Source organism: Pseudomonas sp. AC242, assembly GCF_979258655.1.
In genome coordinates this window covers 414,536-429,948 of record NZ_OZ409873.1, presented here as the reverse complement: position 1 = coordinate 429,948, position 15,413 = coordinate 414,536, and the positions used below count along the sequence as shown (strand labels likewise).

Annotated in this window: 13 protein-coding genes; 3 read left to right on the top strand and 10 right to left on the bottom strand. The window is 59.6% G+C overall.

Annotated features, from left to right (window positions below):
• Nucleotides 1-98: 98 nt before the first annotated feature.
• From ACZZ0A_RS01855 to ACZZ0A_RS01845, 3 genes are all read right to left on the bottom strand, one after another.
• Nucleotides 99-1,205, bottom strand: a complete 1,107-nt coding sequence (locus tag ACZZ0A_RS01855; protein ID WP_007908959.1) for an NADH:flavin oxidoreductase/NADH oxidase — start codon at nucleotides 1,203-1,205, stop codon at nucleotides 99-101.
• A 270-nt stretch (nucleotides 1,206-1,475) separates the two neighbouring features.
• Nucleotides 1,476-3,185, bottom strand: coding sequence for a single-stranded-DNA-specific exonuclease RecJ (gene recJ, locus ACZZ0A_RS01850; RefSeq protein WP_463542448.1), 1,710 nt, complete (start codon nucleotides 3,183-3,185; stop codon nucleotides 1,476-1,478).
• A gap of 55 nt (nucleotides 3,186-3,240) precedes the next feature.
• On the bottom strand, nucleotides 3,241-3,783 hold the full coding sequence (locus ACZZ0A_RS01845) for a YaeQ family protein (protein ID WP_007908961.1): 543 nt from the start codon (nucleotides 3,781-3,783) through the stop codon (nucleotides 3,241-3,243).
• Between the two features lie 147 nt (nucleotides 3,784-3,930).
• Between ACZZ0A_RS01845 and ACZZ0A_RS01840 the strand changes: the two genes are divergently transcribed.
• Together ACZZ0A_RS01840 and ACZZ0A_RS01835 are read left to right on the top strand one after the other, a co-directional pair.
• Nucleotides 3,931-5,130: a CaiB/BaiF CoA transferase family protein gene (locus ACZZ0A_RS01840; RefSeq protein ID WP_007908962.1), complete on the top strand. Its 1,200-nt coding sequence runs from the start codon at nucleotides 3,931-3,933 to the stop codon at nucleotides 5,128-5,130.
• Nucleotides 5,131-5,212: 82 nt separating this feature from the next.
• Nucleotides 5,213-6,037, top strand: a complete 825-nt coding sequence (locus ACZZ0A_RS01835) for a TIGR02285 family protein (protein ID WP_123375692.1) — start codon at nucleotides 5,213-5,215, stop codon at nucleotides 6,035-6,037.
• 176 nt (nucleotides 6,038-6,213) lie between these two features.
• Here ACZZ0A_RS01835 and ACZZ0A_RS01830 read toward each other — a convergent pair whose 3' ends face one another.
• From ACZZ0A_RS01830 to xerD, 7 genes are all read right to left on the bottom strand, one after another.
• Nucleotides 6,214-6,495 (bottom strand): DUF3509 domain-containing protein, encoded by a 282-nt coding sequence (locus tag ACZZ0A_RS01830; RefSeq protein WP_007908964.1) that lies wholly within the window; start codon nucleotides 6,493-6,495, stop codon nucleotides 6,214-6,216.
• Nucleotides 6,496-6,661: 166 nt separating this feature from the next.
• A complete protein-coding gene (locus ACZZ0A_RS01825) occupies nucleotides 6,662-7,069 on the bottom strand; it encodes a response regulator (RefSeq protein ID WP_007908966.1) in 408 nt (135 codons plus the stop codon).
• 116 nt (nucleotides 7,070-7,185) lie between these two features.
• Nucleotides 7,186-8,559 carry a transporter substrate-binding domain-containing protein gene (locus ACZZ0A_RS01820; RefSeq protein WP_007908969.1) on the bottom strand — a complete coding sequence of 458 codons (1,374 nt, stop codon included), beginning with the start codon at nucleotides 8,557-8,559 and terminating at the stop codon, nucleotides 7,186-7,188.
• A gap of 120 nt (nucleotides 8,560-8,679) precedes the next feature.
• A complete protein-coding gene (gene thrC, locus ACZZ0A_RS01815; protein WP_007908970.1) occupies nucleotides 8,680-10,089 on the bottom strand; it encodes a threonine synthase in 1,410 nt (469 codons plus the stop codon).
• Between the two features lie 66 nt (nucleotides 10,090-10,155).
• Complete coding sequence (locus tag ACZZ0A_RS01810; protein WP_007908972.1) at nucleotides 10,156-11,460, bottom strand: homoserine dehydrogenase; 1,305 nt, start codon at nucleotides 11,458-11,460, stop codon at nucleotides 10,156-10,158.
• 130 nt (nucleotides 11,461-11,590) lie between these two features.
• Entirely contained in the window at nucleotides 11,591-12,322 is a 732-nt protein-coding gene (gene dsbC / locus ACZZ0A_RS01805; RefSeq protein WP_007908974.1) for a bifunctional protein-disulfide isomerase/oxidoreductase DsbC, read from the bottom strand.
• 241 nt (nucleotides 12,323-12,563) lie between these two features.
• The gene (gene xerD / locus ACZZ0A_RS01800; RefSeq protein ID WP_007908976.1) at nucleotides 12,564-13,460 is read right to left on the bottom strand and encodes a site-specific tyrosine recombinase XerD; all 897 of its coding nucleotides are present in this window, start codon (nucleotides 13,458-13,460) and stop codon (nucleotides 12,564-12,566) included.
• A gap of 108 nt (nucleotides 13,461-13,568) precedes the next feature.
• Here xerD and ACZZ0A_RS01795 point away from each other — a divergent pair, with 108 nt between their 5' ends.
• Entirely contained in the window at nucleotides 13,569-15,380 is a 1,812-nt protein-coding gene (locus tag ACZZ0A_RS01795; RefSeq protein WP_463542447.1) for a cation:proton antiporter, read from the top strand.
• Nucleotides 15,381-15,413 lie beyond the last annotated feature (33 nt).

The following is a 15,413-nucleotide window of genomic DNA, read 5'->3' as shown; positions in this document are numbered from 1 at the left end:
CTTGCCAGCGATGACGGCAGTATTTCAACAAAAGATCATCAGACAAAACAAAGCCCCGGCCATCACTGACCGGGGCTTTTTGCTTTACCGCTACCAACTCAATCGCGCAGATCAGACTCATGAATCGGCTGATCCCGATGAGTCGCACGCTGGTACTGCGCCGGCCACACCGCTTTGCGCCCACCCAGATCATCGTCCGCGTGCAGCGGCCAGTACGGATCACGCAGCAGCTCGCGGGCGAGGAAGATGATGTCGGCCTGACAGGTGCGCAGAATGTGCTCAGCCTGCGCCGGCTCGGTAATCATTCCCACAGTGCCGGTGGCGATGCCTGACTCCTTGCGCACACGCTCGGCGAAACGCGTCTGATAACCCGGCCCCACCGGAATTTCAGCGTTGGCTGCTGTCCCGCCCGACGACACGTCGATCAGATCCGCGCCAAGGGTGTGCAGGCGTCGCGCCAGCTCCACGGTTTCGTCCGGATTCCAGCCGTCTTCCACCCAGTCAGTCGCCGACACGCGGACAAACACCGGCAATTCCTCAGGCCAGACCGCCCTCACCGCCTCGGTAACTTGCAGCACCAGACGAATACGGTTCTCAAACGAACCACCGTATTGATCACGACGCTGATTGCTCAGCGGCGAGAGAAACTGATGCAGCAGATAACCATGCGCCGCATGCACCTCAACCACACTGAAACCAGCCGTCAAAGCACGTTTGGCAGCATCGACAAACGCCTGAATGACGTCGGCAATCTGCCCCTCATCCAGCTGTTTCGGTTGCGTGTGCTGCGGATCGAAAGCAATTGGCGACGGCCCGACCGGCGTCCAGCCGCCATCTTCCGGTTTGACGCTGCCATGCTTGCCGATCCACGGCCGATGGGTGCTGGCCTTGCGCCCGGCGTGGGCCAATTGAATGCCGGCGACTGCGCCTTGCGACGTGATGAATCGGGTAATGCGTTGCAGCGGTTCGATTTGTTCGTCGTTCCACAGGCCAAGGTCTTCGGCGGTGATCCGCCCGTCGGCCGTGACCGCCGTGGCTTCGGTAAATACCAGACCCGCGCCACCTACCGCGCGACTGCCGAGGTGTACCAGATGCCAGTCGTTAGCGAGGCCGTCGACACTTGAGTATTGGCACATCGGTGACACCGCGATGCGGTTGGGCAGGGTCAGTTGGCGCAAGGTGAAGGGTTCAAGCAGCAGACTCATGGGGCACCTCTCAAATCAGTGGGCAGGCTCCAGGGTTCTGTTTGAATAGTCGACGAGTGACAGGAAAAAGGCGCAGCACCCGCCCCCGCGGGCAAAAAATTCGACAAGACGTCACAAGGCCAATCAAGCAGTGCTTAGAGCCTAGTCGACAACGGGGGATCGCGGGAAATTCAAGAAAAGATCGTCCGATCGCGGCCCGAACCTTCGGCAGCGCCTACAGGAAACCGCATTCCCATGTAGGAGCTGCCGCAGGCTGCGATCTTTTGATTCTCAGCGCGGTTCGATGTGGGCAATCATCAACTGAACAGTCTCATTACCCCGAAACTCATTAACGTCAAGCTTGTAAGCCAGCTCAACCCACTGAATCGTCGGATTCGGCCAGATATCCCGGTCGATACCAAACGCGATGCCATCCAGCTTCACCGAGCCACATTCACTCTTCAGCACCACTTTCAGATGACGTTCACCGACCACGCGCTGCTCGACCAACTGGAACACGCCATGAAACAACGGCTCCGGGAAGTGCTGCCCCCAAGGCCCGGCATGGCGCAAGGCGCGAGCCAGTTCGAGGTGGAATTCTTCCACCGCCAGTGTGCCGTCCGACAGCATGCGCCCGGTCAGGTCTTCCTCGCGAAGTTGCCTACGCACTTCAGCGTCAAAGGCCTCGGCAAAAAGCGGAAAATTCTCCTGCGGCAAGGTCAGACCGGCGGCCATTGCGTGGCCGCCGTACTTGGCGATCAGGTTCGGATGCTGCGCCGCCACCACACTCAAGGCATCACGAATGTGGAAGCCCTGCACCGAACGGCCCGAACCTTTTAGCAAACCATCACCGGCATCAGCAAAAGCAATGGTCGGACGGAAGTAACGCTCTTTCATCCGCGACGCGAGAATCCCGATCACGCCCTGGTGCCATTCCGGATCGAACAGGCACAGGCCAAACGGCATCGACTCCACCGGCAAGTCCTTGAGCTGCGCCAGCGCTTCACACTGCATGCCCTGCTCGATGGATTTGCGATCCTGGTTCATGCCGTCCAGTTGTGCGGCCATTTCCCGGGCCAGGTTGGCGTCGGCGGTGAGCAGGCATTCGATGCCCAGACTCATATCATCCAGACGCCCGGCGGCGTTGAGGCGCGGGCCGACGATGAAGCCGAGATCCGTGGAAGTAATGCGTGCAGCGTCACGCTTGGCCACTTCAAGGATCGCTTTGATCCCCGGCCGTGCGCGTCCGGCGCGAATTCGTTCCAACCCTTGATGCACCAGAATCCGGTTGTTGGCATCCAGCGGCACCACGTCGGCAACGCTGCCCAGCGCTACCAGATCAAGCAGTTCACCGATGTTCGGCTGCGGCTTGTTCTCGTACCAGCCGAGGCTGCGCAAACGCGCGCGCAACGCCATCAACACGTAAAAAATCACCCCGACGCCGGCCAGTGCCTTGCTCGGGAATTCGCAACCGGGCTGGTTCGGATTGACCAGCGCATCGGCCTGCGGCAGCTCATCACCGGGCAAGTGGTGGTCGGTGATCAAGACCTTCAGACCCGCACGCTTGGCTGCTGCCACGCCTTCGACGCTGGAGATGCCGTTGTCGACGGTGATCAGCAATTGCGGCTCGCGGGTCAGCGCAACTTCGACGATTTCCGGGGTCAGGCCGTAGCCATACTCGAAACGGTTCGGCACCAGATAATCGACGTGCGCCGCACCGAGCAAGCGCAAACCGAGCATGCCGACAGTGCTGGCCGTCGCGCCGTCCGCATCGAAGTCGCCGACGATGAGGATGCGCTGACGTTGTTCCAGCGCCGTCACCAGCAGGTCTACCGCTGCGTCTATGCCTTTGAGTTGCTGGAACGGGATCAACCGCGCCAGGCTCTTGTCCAGCTCTGCCTCGGACTGCACGCCCCGCGCCGCGTACAAGCGGGTCAACAGCGGCGGCAGATCACCGAGAAAAGGCAGAGTGGCAGGCAGTTGACGAGGTTCGATACGCATGGGGTGACGGAGACTTCTCTTGATTACGTGGGATTATTCCGGTGGTGACGCGGGATCAGCCGCGCTCACCTTGCAGCCATTGCAACTGGACTTCGTGCTGACCACGGTCGTCGGTGACGAAGATCGTCCCTTCGCTGATCATCACGTCCCACTTGATAACGCGGGGCATGTCCTTGGCCAGGGTTTCCAGCACTTCTTGCGGGACAGCAGCGATGTTGACGTTTTTCAGGTTCTTGATCGCCGGGATCACCTTGGTTTCCCAGACACGCAGGCTGCCGTAGGCCAGCAGGCTGGTGCGCTCGGTGCGACGCGAGCACCAGGTCAGACGGTCGGCGTCTGGTTGGCCGACTTCGATCCAGTGCAGAACACGGTCATCCAGGCTCTTTTCCCACAGCGCAGGTTCATCCACGTCTGACAGACCACGGCCGAACGACAACTGCTCGTTGTACCAGAGAGCGTAGGCCAGCAGTCGCACGGTCATGCGCTCTTCGGTTTCCGAAGGGTGACGGGCGATGGTCTGCTTGACGCTCTCGTAGACACTGCGGTCGAGGTCGGTGAGGTTCAGTTCAAATTTATAGGTAGTGGACGGCTGGGCCATGAACGGGCTTCTTGATACGAGGAAAGTCGGCAAGTCTAACCGATGCGGTAGGCAATCATCGAATTGATGGCGATCAAGCTGCGGCGTCTGACAGCCGGCTATGTTAAAACGCTGTATCTGCTCAGCCTTTGTCCTACAGGATTTCGCATGCCGTTCACCAGCAAACCGCTCTCGGGTCTGAAAGTCATTGAATTGGGTACATTGATTGCCGGGCCTTTTGCCTCGCGCATTTGCGGCGAGTTCGGTGCCGAAGTGATCAAGATCGAATCGCCCGACGGCGGTGATCCCTTGCGCAAATGGCGAAAACTGTACGAAGGCACGTCGCTGTGGTGGTTCGTCCAGGCGCGCAACAAGAAATCACTGACGCTGAACCTCAAACACCCTGAAGGTCTGGCGATCCTGAAAAAACTCCTCAGTGAAGCCGACATTCTCATCGAGAACTTCCGCCCCGGCGTACTGGAAAAGCTTGGCCTGAGCTGGGAAACCCTGCACGCCTTGAACCCGAAACTGGTGATGGTCCGGCTGTCCGGTTTCGGTCAGACCGGGCCGATGAAAGATCAACCGGGCTTCGGCGCGGTCGGCGAGTCCATGGGCGGTTTGCGTTACATCACCGGTTTCGAGGACCGGCCACCGGTGCGTACCGGGATTTCCATCGGCGATTCGATTGCCGCACTGTGGGGTGTGATCGGCGCACTGATGGCGCTGCGTCATCGCGAAGTCAACGGTGGCACCGGTCAGGTTGTCGATGTGGCGTTGTATGAAGCCATTTTTGCGATGATGGAAAGCATGGTGCCGGAGTTCGACGTGTTCGGCTTTATCCGCGAGCGCACCGGCAACATCATGCCGGGCATTACACCCTCTTCTATTCACACCAGCGCCGACGGCAAACACGTGCAAATCGGCGCCAATGGCGATGCAATCTTCAAACGCTTCATGCTGATCATCGGCCGCGAAGATCTGGCCAACGATCCGACACTGGCCAGCAATGACGGCCGCGATAATCGCCGCGACGAGCTGTATGGCGTGATTGATCGCTGGGTCAATTCGCTGCCGCTGCAAAGCGTGCTCGACCTGCTCAATCAGGCCGAGGTGCCGGCCAGCCGGATCTTCAGTGCCGAGGACATGTTCAACGATCCACAGTACCTGGCCCGAGAGATGTTCCTGCACGCCAAGCTGCCTGACGGCAAAGACTTCAAGATGCCGGGCATTGTGCCGAAACTCTCTGAGACACCGGGCAGTTCAGAATGGGTCGGACCGCAACTGGGTGAACACAATGCGCAGGTACTTCACGACCTTGGCTACGACGAGAGACAGATCGCCAAGTTGCGCGAAGACGGAGCCATTTAAGCTGAAACACCGGCATACATCGCACACCAACCGCGCCCATCACTGGTGGACGTGGCGGCTGTTCGGCCTGTTGTTTTTGCTCATGCTGTCGACTGGCGCGCAGGCGAAACCGACGCTGATCTGGTTGCTGCGTGACCTGCCGCCACTGACCATTTTCGAAGGCCCGAAAAAGGGCCAGGGTGTGATCGATCAACTGATGCCGTTGCTGATCGCCGGCATGCCGCAGTACGAACACACGCTGATGCGGGTCAATCGCGCCCGTGGTCTGCAGATGCTTCATGAAAACCCGTTTGCCTGTGACCCCGCGCTGCTGTGGAACAAAGAGCGCGCACAGTGGGTGGCGTATTCGATCCCGGCGATTCGCGCCGTGAGCAACGGCCTGGTGGTGCGCCAGCAAGATCGCTCGGTCCTTGAACCTTATCTGGTGGACGGCGAAGTCGACCTGTCGGCGTTGCTGGCCGCCACCGACAGAAAAGTCGGCGTGGTCGCTGAGCGCAGTTATGGCGAATTTATCGACAACATTCTGCATCAGGCCCCCAGCGGCGCACTGACGCCCCATTACGGTAACGATGCGCTGACCAATCTGCTGTCGATGCAGCGTCTGGGCCGGTTGCAGGTGGTGCTGGGTTACTGGCCGGAAATCCGCTATCAGGCCAGGCAGGCGCAGATCGCCGAGGATGAGCTGGAGTTTTATCCGATTCGCGGCACGGGAAAATATCTCTCAGGCTACGTGGCGTGTTCCGACACCACCCAGGGACGTCAGGCCATCAGCGAGATCAACCAACTGCTGCGCACCCTGCCCCATGACCATCTCAATCAGCTCTATGCCGCCTGGCTGGACACCGACCGACGTGAGGATTATCTCGAAGAAGCCCGCACATTTTTCGAGCACCAGGCAGCGCAATAGGCAAACGCCGGACAAAAGAAACCCCGAGAAGTGGGGAGACGACTCGGGGTTAAACGTGGCCTACATAAAGACCCGTAGCAGCAAGCGACAAGCACCGGAGCACAATGCTTGATCCTGCTGTTATGGGGTCTGACTGACAGGGATGCAGGAAGGTTCCCACAAAAAATATTTCATCTTTACAACGCCGCACGTTTGTCCAGTGCTGCGTTGCGCAATGCCGCGATCACACACGGTTCCAGCCGTCCTTCAGCAATCAGAACGTCGCGGTGCAAACCATCAACGACATCGGTCAGTTGGCGCTTGTCGCTCAGTTGTGCCTGATTGAATTCGCGTTCTACCACAATGGCGCCGCTGCTGTTCTTCAAGGTCACCAGGCATTCGCCATGGGACCCGTTTGGAGACAACGAAACCTGATACGGGCTCAGAGCCTCACCGAGCAATAGACTGATACTTTCCATCTCGATCTCCACTCAATAGTCCGAAAACTGTGTGCCTGGGGCGTGTTCACAATAAATGACCACCGGCCCGAGAAGAAAGTTCTGCATACCGACTACCCCGTTCCTGGAGTGTCACCGGTCTTTCAGAGCATGCACGGCGAAGATGACAGAAAAATAACCGTCCCGGTCAACCCCGCACGGGTGGCGAAGCAGCGATCAGGTAACTGTCGAGCAAACCGCGCATCAACACCGCCGACACCGGCGTTTGCAGGCGCCCCAACAGCCGCAAGTGGTGTTCGCACAGCAAGGGTTCGAGATCGTTCAGCAAGCTCGAGGCCACCGTTCCCAGCAGGATCAGCGCACGCGCCTCATGCTGAACCGCCAGATGATGGATCAGTGCCAGGCCATCGCCGCCCTTGAGTTGCGGATCGCAAATAGCGATGTCGACCGCACCGCGATGGTCCAGCGAAGACAGCGCCGAAGCCAGCGACGGCGCCGTCAGTACGTCGTAGATGCCAATGGCATTGAGCATTTGATGCAATGCCATCAGCTGGAACGGATTGGGTTCAAGTATCAGGACTTTAAGCGAGCGCATAAGCGACCTCTGGAGCGACAATCGCGGACTCTCACCGCAGTTGTTGTCACTCTAGGGCAGCCGTCCTAAGCCTCCCATCGGAAAAGTAGTCGCGTCTTATAGGACATTTCCCATCTTCATTGCAGACATCGACACCCGCTCTCTGTACGGCGCTGAGTGATGTCTGTCCAACCGCCCAAAAGCCCCCGCAGTTTGCCGTCGGCGCTGTAAAACGGCACCGTCCACTGATAGACCTCACGGGGGCCACTCTTGAACTGCAATCGCCGTTTGCTGAAACGCGATTTGCGCGTGCGCAACTGCACCATGAATTCATCGTGCAACATCAGCGCCGTCGCTTCGGGCAGCGCGTTGACCTCGATCAGCAAGCGCCCCAGCACCTGATCCAGTCGAACCGACAGGGCCTCCTCATAGCTACGATTGCACATGATCAGTCGCCCTTGAAGATCACGGACAAACACCGGATCCGGCATGGAGTCGATCAACGCATGCTGAAATGCCAGTTGATCGCCGAGATCCTTTTCCGCCGCGCGCCGCAGTTTGATCACGGCGGCCAGACGCCGATTCCATATCAGCGACAGCAGGCCGAACACGCCAAGCCCGACCATGCCCCAGCAACCCCATTCAAGCATTTGCTGCCAGACTGAAGGTACGGGCGCCGGTGCAATACCTTCCAGCCATTTCAGGCGGATCGCCCGCAGTTCGGCTGCGGGAAACGCTTCAAGGGCCTTGTTGAGAATACTCAGAAGCACTGGCATGCCTTTGCGCACGGCCAGGTTATCCGCTTCCCATTTGCCTTCGACCAGACCGCCGACCTTGAGCAAACCCAGCGGGTAAAGCTGTGCGCCAATTTCGTTTTCGATGGTGGCGTAGGCTTCGCCGCTCTCGACCAGCGCCCGCGCCTCGGCGTAAGTCTTGACCGAGCGGATCTCGATCGAGGGGAAGTCACGCCTGATCATGTCTTCCAGCGCATGCCGGGCCGGCAGCACCAGCACCCGTTTGCTCAATTGCTCGAAAGACTCCAGCCGCGGCGCATCAGCGCGGCCGACGAATACCCAGCCCGCGCCACCGAAGGCGTGGCTGTAATCCAGAAACACCTTGCGCTCCTCGCTCATGGCCAAGGTTGTACTGATATCGGCCGCTGCGCTCTCCAGGCGCTCGAGCATGTGATCCGTTGAGAACGACTCCTGATGCTCAAACTGCAGCCCGGTCATCGCCGTTATGCGCTTGAGCACGTCGTTGTTCAAGCCGCTCCACTGCCCGTGCTCATCCTGAAACAGATACAACGGGTACTGCACCGACGTCACCGTCACCTTGGGGTTGTCGCGAATCCATTGACGCTCGTGTGGAGCCAGTTCGATGGGCTGGACTCTGGACGTCACGGCATCAGCGTGCAGCGCCAATTGCGCCGCCATGCTGCAGCGCATCAACGCCAACAATCCGAACAAAAACAATACACCCAGTGCCGGTTTCAAACCTCTATAAAACAGCATTGCCACTTCCTTCGTGATCGACTCACCCGTCCTTCATGGGTGAAAACCCGAGCAGTGTGGCAGCAGAAACAAAAAAGCCCGTCAGGAGACGGGCTTCAAAATGTGACAGCTTTTAATGGCTCAAAGCGGCTTGCCGCGGTTGCCATGCTGGCTGACAAAGGCTTGCACGGCTTTCAGCTCGTTTGGCAAAACGGTGCAGCGCTCGTTTCGCTCAAACAAATCAGAAAGATGTGCAGGTAGCTCGAGCGCTTTTCCTACACCGGCTTTCTCCACCGCATCCGGGAATTTTACCGGGTGCGCGGTACCGAGGATGACCATTGGAATGTCCAGGCTGCGACGACATTCGCGCGCAGCTTTGACGCCGATGGCGGTGTGCGGATCCAGCACTTCGCCGGTCTGCTCGTAGACTTCGGCGATGGTCTCGCAAGTCTGCGCATCGTCTACGGCCAGCGAGTCGAACAGTTTGCGCGCTTCAGTCCAGCGCTCTTGCTCGACGCTGAAACCGCCGCCCTGCTTGAACGAATCCATCAGACCGGCGATTGCTGCGCCGTTGCGACCGTGCAGGTCGAACAGCAGGCGTTCGAAGTTCGACGAAACCATGATGTCCATCGACGGCGACAGCGTGGCGTGCAGGGTGTCCTTGACGTACTGATTGCCGCTCATGAAGCGGTGCAGAATGTCGTTGCGATTGGTGGCGACGATCAACTGGTTGATCGGCAGGCCCATGTTGCGTGCCAGGTAACCGGCGAAGATATCGCCGAAGTTGCCGGTCGGCACCGAGAACGACACCGAACGCGCCGGACCGCCCAACTGCAGGGCGGCGTGAAAGTAGTAGACGATCTGGGCCATGATCCGCGCCCAGTTGATCGAGTTCACCGCCACCAGACGCGTGCCTTTGAGGAAGCTCTGGTCGGCGAAGCTCGCCTTGACCATTTCCTGGCAGTCATCGAAGTTGCCTTCGATGGCGATGTTGTGGATGTTCTCGCCGAAGATCGTGGTCATCTGACGACGCTGCACTTCGGACACGCGGTTGTGCGGGTGCAGGATGAAGATGTCGACGTTTTCGCAGTGCTTGCAGCCTTCGATGGCGGCCGAACCGGTATCACCGGAGGTGGCGCCAACGATGACGACGCGCTCGCCGCGTTTTTCCAGCACGTAGTCGAGCAAGCGACCGAGCAGTTGCAGAGCGAAGTCCTTGAACGCCAGGGTTGGGCCATGGAACAGCTCCAGCACCCATTCATTGCCATTCAGCTGACGCAGCGGCGCCACGGCGTTGTGCGAGAACACGCCGTAGGTTTCTTCGAGAATCTTTTTGAAATCGGCGTCCGGAATGCTGCCGGTGACGAACGGGCGCATGACCCGGAAGGCCAGTTCGTGATACGGCAGGCCGGCCCAGGAAGCGATCTCTTCCTGGGTGAAACGTGGCAGGTTTTCCGGAACGTACAGACCGCCATCGGTGGCGAGACCGGCCAGCAGGACGTCTTCGAAATTCAGGGCCGGTGCCTGGCCGCGGGTACTGATGTAACGCATGACTGACTCCAATGGAGAGTGTTCACAACAACGGCCCCGTTCACGGGGCCGGTGCAGGACAACAACTTAGTTCAGGTGCTCGACGCGGATCCGCACAACCGGACCGTTGACGCCGGCCAGCGCTTCGAGGGCGGCGATGGCGTCGTTGATGCGCTGCTCGACCACACGGTGGGTCAGCAGGATCATCGGTACCAGACCGTCGTGTTCCTCGACTTCCTTCTGCATGATCGACTCGATGTTGATGCCGCGCTCCGAGAGGATGCTCGCCACCTGAGCGAGAACGCCCGGATGGTCCTTGGCCTGAATGCGCAGGTAGTAAGCGCTTTCGCAGGCTTCGATCGGCAGGATCGGATGGGCCGACAGCGAATCCGGCTGGAAGGCCAGATGCGGTACACGGTTTTCCGGGTCGGAGGTCATGGCGCGAACCACATCGACCAGGTCGGCGATCACCGACGAAGCAGTTGGCTCCATGCCGGCGCCAGCACCGTAGAACAGCGTCGAACCGGCGGCGTCACCGTTGACCATCACCGCGTTCATCACGCCGTTGACGTTGGCGATCAGACGATCGGCCGGGATCAGCGTCGGGTGTACGCGCAACTCGATACCGGCGGCGGTGCTGCGCGCCACACCGAGGTGCTTGATCCGATAGCCCAGCGCTTCGGCGTAATTCACGTCAGCGGTGGTCAACTTGGTGATGCCTTCGGTGTAAGCCTTGTCGAACTGCAGCGGAATGCCGAACGCGATGGAGGCCAGGATCGTCAGCTTGTGCGCGGCGTCGATGCCCTCAACGTCGAAAGTCGGATCGGCTTCGGCGTAACCCAGTGCCTGAGCTTCGGCCAACACGTCTTCGAAGGTACGGCCCTTCTCGCGCATTTCGGTGAGGATAAAGTTACCGGTGCCGTTGATGATCCCGGCGACCCAGTTGATGCGGTTGGCGGACAGGCCTTCACGGATCGCCTTGATCACCGGAATGCCACCGGCCACAGCTGCTTCGAATGCGACGATCACGCCTTTCTCGCGTGCCTTGGCGAAAATTTCATTACCGTGAACGGCAATCAGAGCCTTGTTCGCGGTGACCACATGCTTGCCATTCTCGATGGCCTTGAGTACCAGCTCGCGGGCAACGGTGTAGCCGCCCATCAGCTCTATGACGATGTCGATCTCAGGGTTCGTGGCCACTTCGAAGACATCGTTGGTAATCGCAATACCGGTCGTCTGGAACTGAGGCTTTGGCGTGCGCATGGCAATTTGTGCCACTTCGATTCCACGCCCGGCACGACGAGCGATTTCCTCGGCGTTGCGCTGAAGTACGTTGAAGGTACCGCCACCGACGGTCCCTAACCCACAGATGCCTACTTTGACCGGATTCACTGTGAACTCCCCATAAAACGGCCGACGCGGGGTCGGCCGGAAAACAACCGCGTGCTCGCGGCTCTCTATTAATGGCCCGGCGATGCTGCTACCGGACCATGATCGTCACGGCTGACCGTGACGATACGAATTACTTCGCGCCCAGCGCCAGTTTGGCGACTTGTGGCGCAGGCTGGTAGCCCGGAATCACTTGTCCGTCAGCCAAAACGATGGCCGGTGTGCCGTTCACGCCGATCGACTGACCGAGGGCGAACTGTTTGGAAACCGGGTTATCGCACTTGGCGGCCTTGATTTCCTTGCCATCGACCATTTTGTCCATCGCGGCTTTCTTGTCTTTCGAGCACCACACGGCTTGCAGCTGCTCATCGCCCGGCGAGTTCAGACCCTGGCGCGGGAACGCGACGTAGCGCACTTCAATGCCGCGCTTGTTCAGCTCAGGCACTTCGGCGTGCAGTTTGTGGCAGTACGGGCAGGTGGTGTCGGTGAACACGGTGATGTGCGATTTGGTTTCGCCCACGGCCGGATAAACCACGGTTTCGGCCACTGGGATGGCATTGATCAGTTTGGAGATGCCCAGGCGTTCGGTCTTCTCGGTCAGGTTGACCGGTTTGCCGTCCTTGAGCTGGAACAGGTAACCCTGAACGATGTACTGGCCGTCGGCGCTGGCGTAGAGCACGCGGCTGCCCTTGAGCTTGACCTCGTACATGCCTGGCAACGGGCTGGCACTGATACTTTCTACCGGAACCTCGAGTTCGAGTTTTTCCAGGCTTTGACGAATCGCTTTGTCGGCCGCGTCATCGGCGACGGCAAAGGTGCTGACCAACGCAATGGCTGCGGCGGCGAAAATCTGGGTCAGACGCATGAGAACTCCTGAAGGCGGACAAATGAAACGATCAGAACGCCCGTGCCGGAACACCGGGTCATAACCGTCCATCGTGCAAACCGGCAAAGCCTAACACATAAGGCCACGGTGGCCGAATGCGCCTGTCGCCATAGATCACACCGCTTTATGTAGGAGCTGCCGAAGGCTGCGATCTTTTGATTTTGTTTTCAAGATCAAAAGATCGCAGCCTTCGGCAGCTCCTACAGGGGAAGGTATGGAGTTAACCTCTTGGATGGTGTTTGGCGTGCAGATCCTGCAATCGAGCGCGGGCGACGTGGGTGTAGATCTGCGTGGTGGACAGGTCGCTGTGGCCGAGCAGCATCTGCACCACGCGCAAATCCGCGCCGTGGTTGAGCAGGTGCGTGGCAAACGCGTGACGCAAGGTGTGCGGCGACAACGACTTGCCGATGCCCGCGACCTTGGCCTGATGCTTGATCCGGTGCCAGAAGGTCTGGCGGGTCATCTGCTCGCCGCGCTGACTGGGGAACAGCACATCACTTGGCCGGCCGCCAAGCAGTTCGCCACGGCCATCACGCATATAACGCTCGATCCAGACAATCGCCTCCTCGCCCATCGGCACCAGCCGTTCCTTGCTGCCCTTGCCCATCACTCGCAACACGCCCTGGCGCAAATTGACCTGCTCCAGCGTCAGACTGACCAGTTCCGTCACCCGCAAACCGCATGCGTACAGCACTTCAAGCATGGCGCGGTCACGCTGGCCGATCGCTTCGCTCAGATCCGGTGCTTTGAGCAGGGCTTCGACGTCGGCTTCCGACAGGGACTTAGGCAACGGCCTACCGAGTTGCGGCATGTCGACGCGCAACGTCGGGTCGACGCTGATCAGCTTTTCCCGCAGCAGATAGCGATAAAAGCCACGCACCCCGGAGAGGAATCTGGCTGTGGAGCGCGGTTTGTAGTTCTGCTCCAATCGCCAGGCCAAATGATCGAGGATCAGCTCGCGACCGGCGTTGATCAGCTGCAGATTTTTCTCCTGCAACCAGCCATTGAACAGCGCCAGGTCGCTGCGATAAGCGCCGCGGGTATTATCGGACAGGCCTTTCTCCAGCCATAGAGCGTCGAGGAATTGGTCAATCAGCGGATGGTCGATGGCAGGCATGGGCGCTCAAGACACACAGCCTCATGGACTGTGCGCAAATGTAGAGTGAACTGTAGGAATGGGCGCTAGTCTTTCATAGCCGGCTATTTCAAGGAACAGGGAGCATCAATGAACGAGCAGCAAATTCTCTTGGCATTTGGCGGGATTGGCGCGGCGGCGCTGGGTTGCCAATGGCTGGCCTGGCGCCTGAAGCTGCCGGCGATTCTGTTTCTGTTGCTGACCGGCATTCTGGTCGGCCCGGTGCTCGGCTGGCTCGATCCGCAGGAAATGTTCGGGCCGCTGCTGATGCCGTTGGTGTCGCTGGCGGTGGCGCTGATTCTGTTCGAAGGTAGCCTGACCCTGCACCTGTCGGAGTGGAAAGAGATCGGCAGTGTGGTTCATCGCCTGGTGACCATCGGTGCGATTTCGACCTGGATCGTCATCGCCGTCGCTACACACTTCCTGCTCGGCTTCGACTGGATGCTGGCCATCCTGTTCGGCAGCCTGACGCTGGTCACCGGCCCGACCGTGATTGTGCCGATGCTGCGCGTGGTGCGACCGAAAGCCTCGATCGCCAACATTCTGCGCTGGGAAGGCATCGTCATCGACCCGATCGGCGCCCTCCTCGCCGTGGTGGTTTACAGCTTCATCATTGCCAGCGCCGAAGGACATGGCCTCAAGCAGAGCCTGTTCACCTTTGGCGGCGTGATTCTCTGCGGCGCGGTGTTCGGCGTTGTCGGTGGCTGGCTGCTCGGTACGGTGATTCGCCGGCAATGGCTGCCGGAGTATCTGCATAACCTCGCTTCGCTGGCAGCGGTGCTGGGGATTTTCATTGCTTCGAACACCGTGATGCACGAGTCGGGACTGTTGGCGGTGACATTGATGGGCATGTGGCTGGCGAACATGAAGGGCGTGGATGTACGGCACATCCTGCACTTCAAGGAAAACCTCAGCGTGCTGCTGATTTCCGGGTTGTTCATTCTGTTGGCGGCGCGCCTGGATCTGTATGCCCTGATCGGACTGGGGCCGCTGGTGCTGATTCTGCTGTTGGTGATTCAGTTAATCGCCCGGCCGCTGAACGTGTTGCTCAGCACCGCTGGTTCGAGCCTGAGCTGGCGTGAGCGCGCTTTGCTGTGCTGGATTGCGCCACGCGGGATTGTCGCGGCGGCGGTCTCGGCGATTTTCGCGATTCGTCTGCATGAAGCCGGGCACGAAGGCGCGCTGCTGCTGGTGCCGCTGACCTTCGCGGTGATTATCGGCACCGTCGTGCTGCAGAGCGCCACGGCACGACCGCTGGCTCGCCTGTTGAAGGTTGCCGAACCGGCGCCGAGCGGCTTTCTGATCGTCGGCGCCAACGGCCCCGCGCGGGAGCTAGGCAAGTCGCTGCAGCAACTGGGCAGCCGCGTGCTGCTGACCGATTCGAGCTGGGAAAATATTCGTGCCGCACGCATGGAAGGTTTGCCGACGTATTTCGGCAACCCGGCCTCGCAACATGCCGATGCGCATCTGGATCTGGTCGGGCTCGGGCATTTGCTGGCGCTGTCGCCTTCGGGTGAACTCAATACCTTGGCAGCGATGCGCTTTCGGCATGACTTCGGCCATCAGCGCTTGTTTGGTCTGGCCAGTGGTCATGAGAGTCGGCGCAGCGATAAACATCGGGCGAGTCTGGAACATCGAGGCAATCAGCTCGGTAGCGAGGCGTTTACCTACGCGAAACTGGCCAGCCAGATGGGCCAGGGCGCCGAGTTGTACAGCACGACATTGACGGATGGGTTTGGCTGGGAGGATTACCGCGCACTGCACGGGAATCGCGCCACGTTGTTGTTCATGCGCGATGACAGTGGCTGGGTGCATGTGGTGACGCCGGAGACTACCGTGAAACCTGGGCCGGGGTGGACGTTGTTGGCGTTGATTCAGCCTGAGAACGGCGGCGCTGCTTAAATCGAATCGCTGGCAAGCCAGCTCCCACAGATA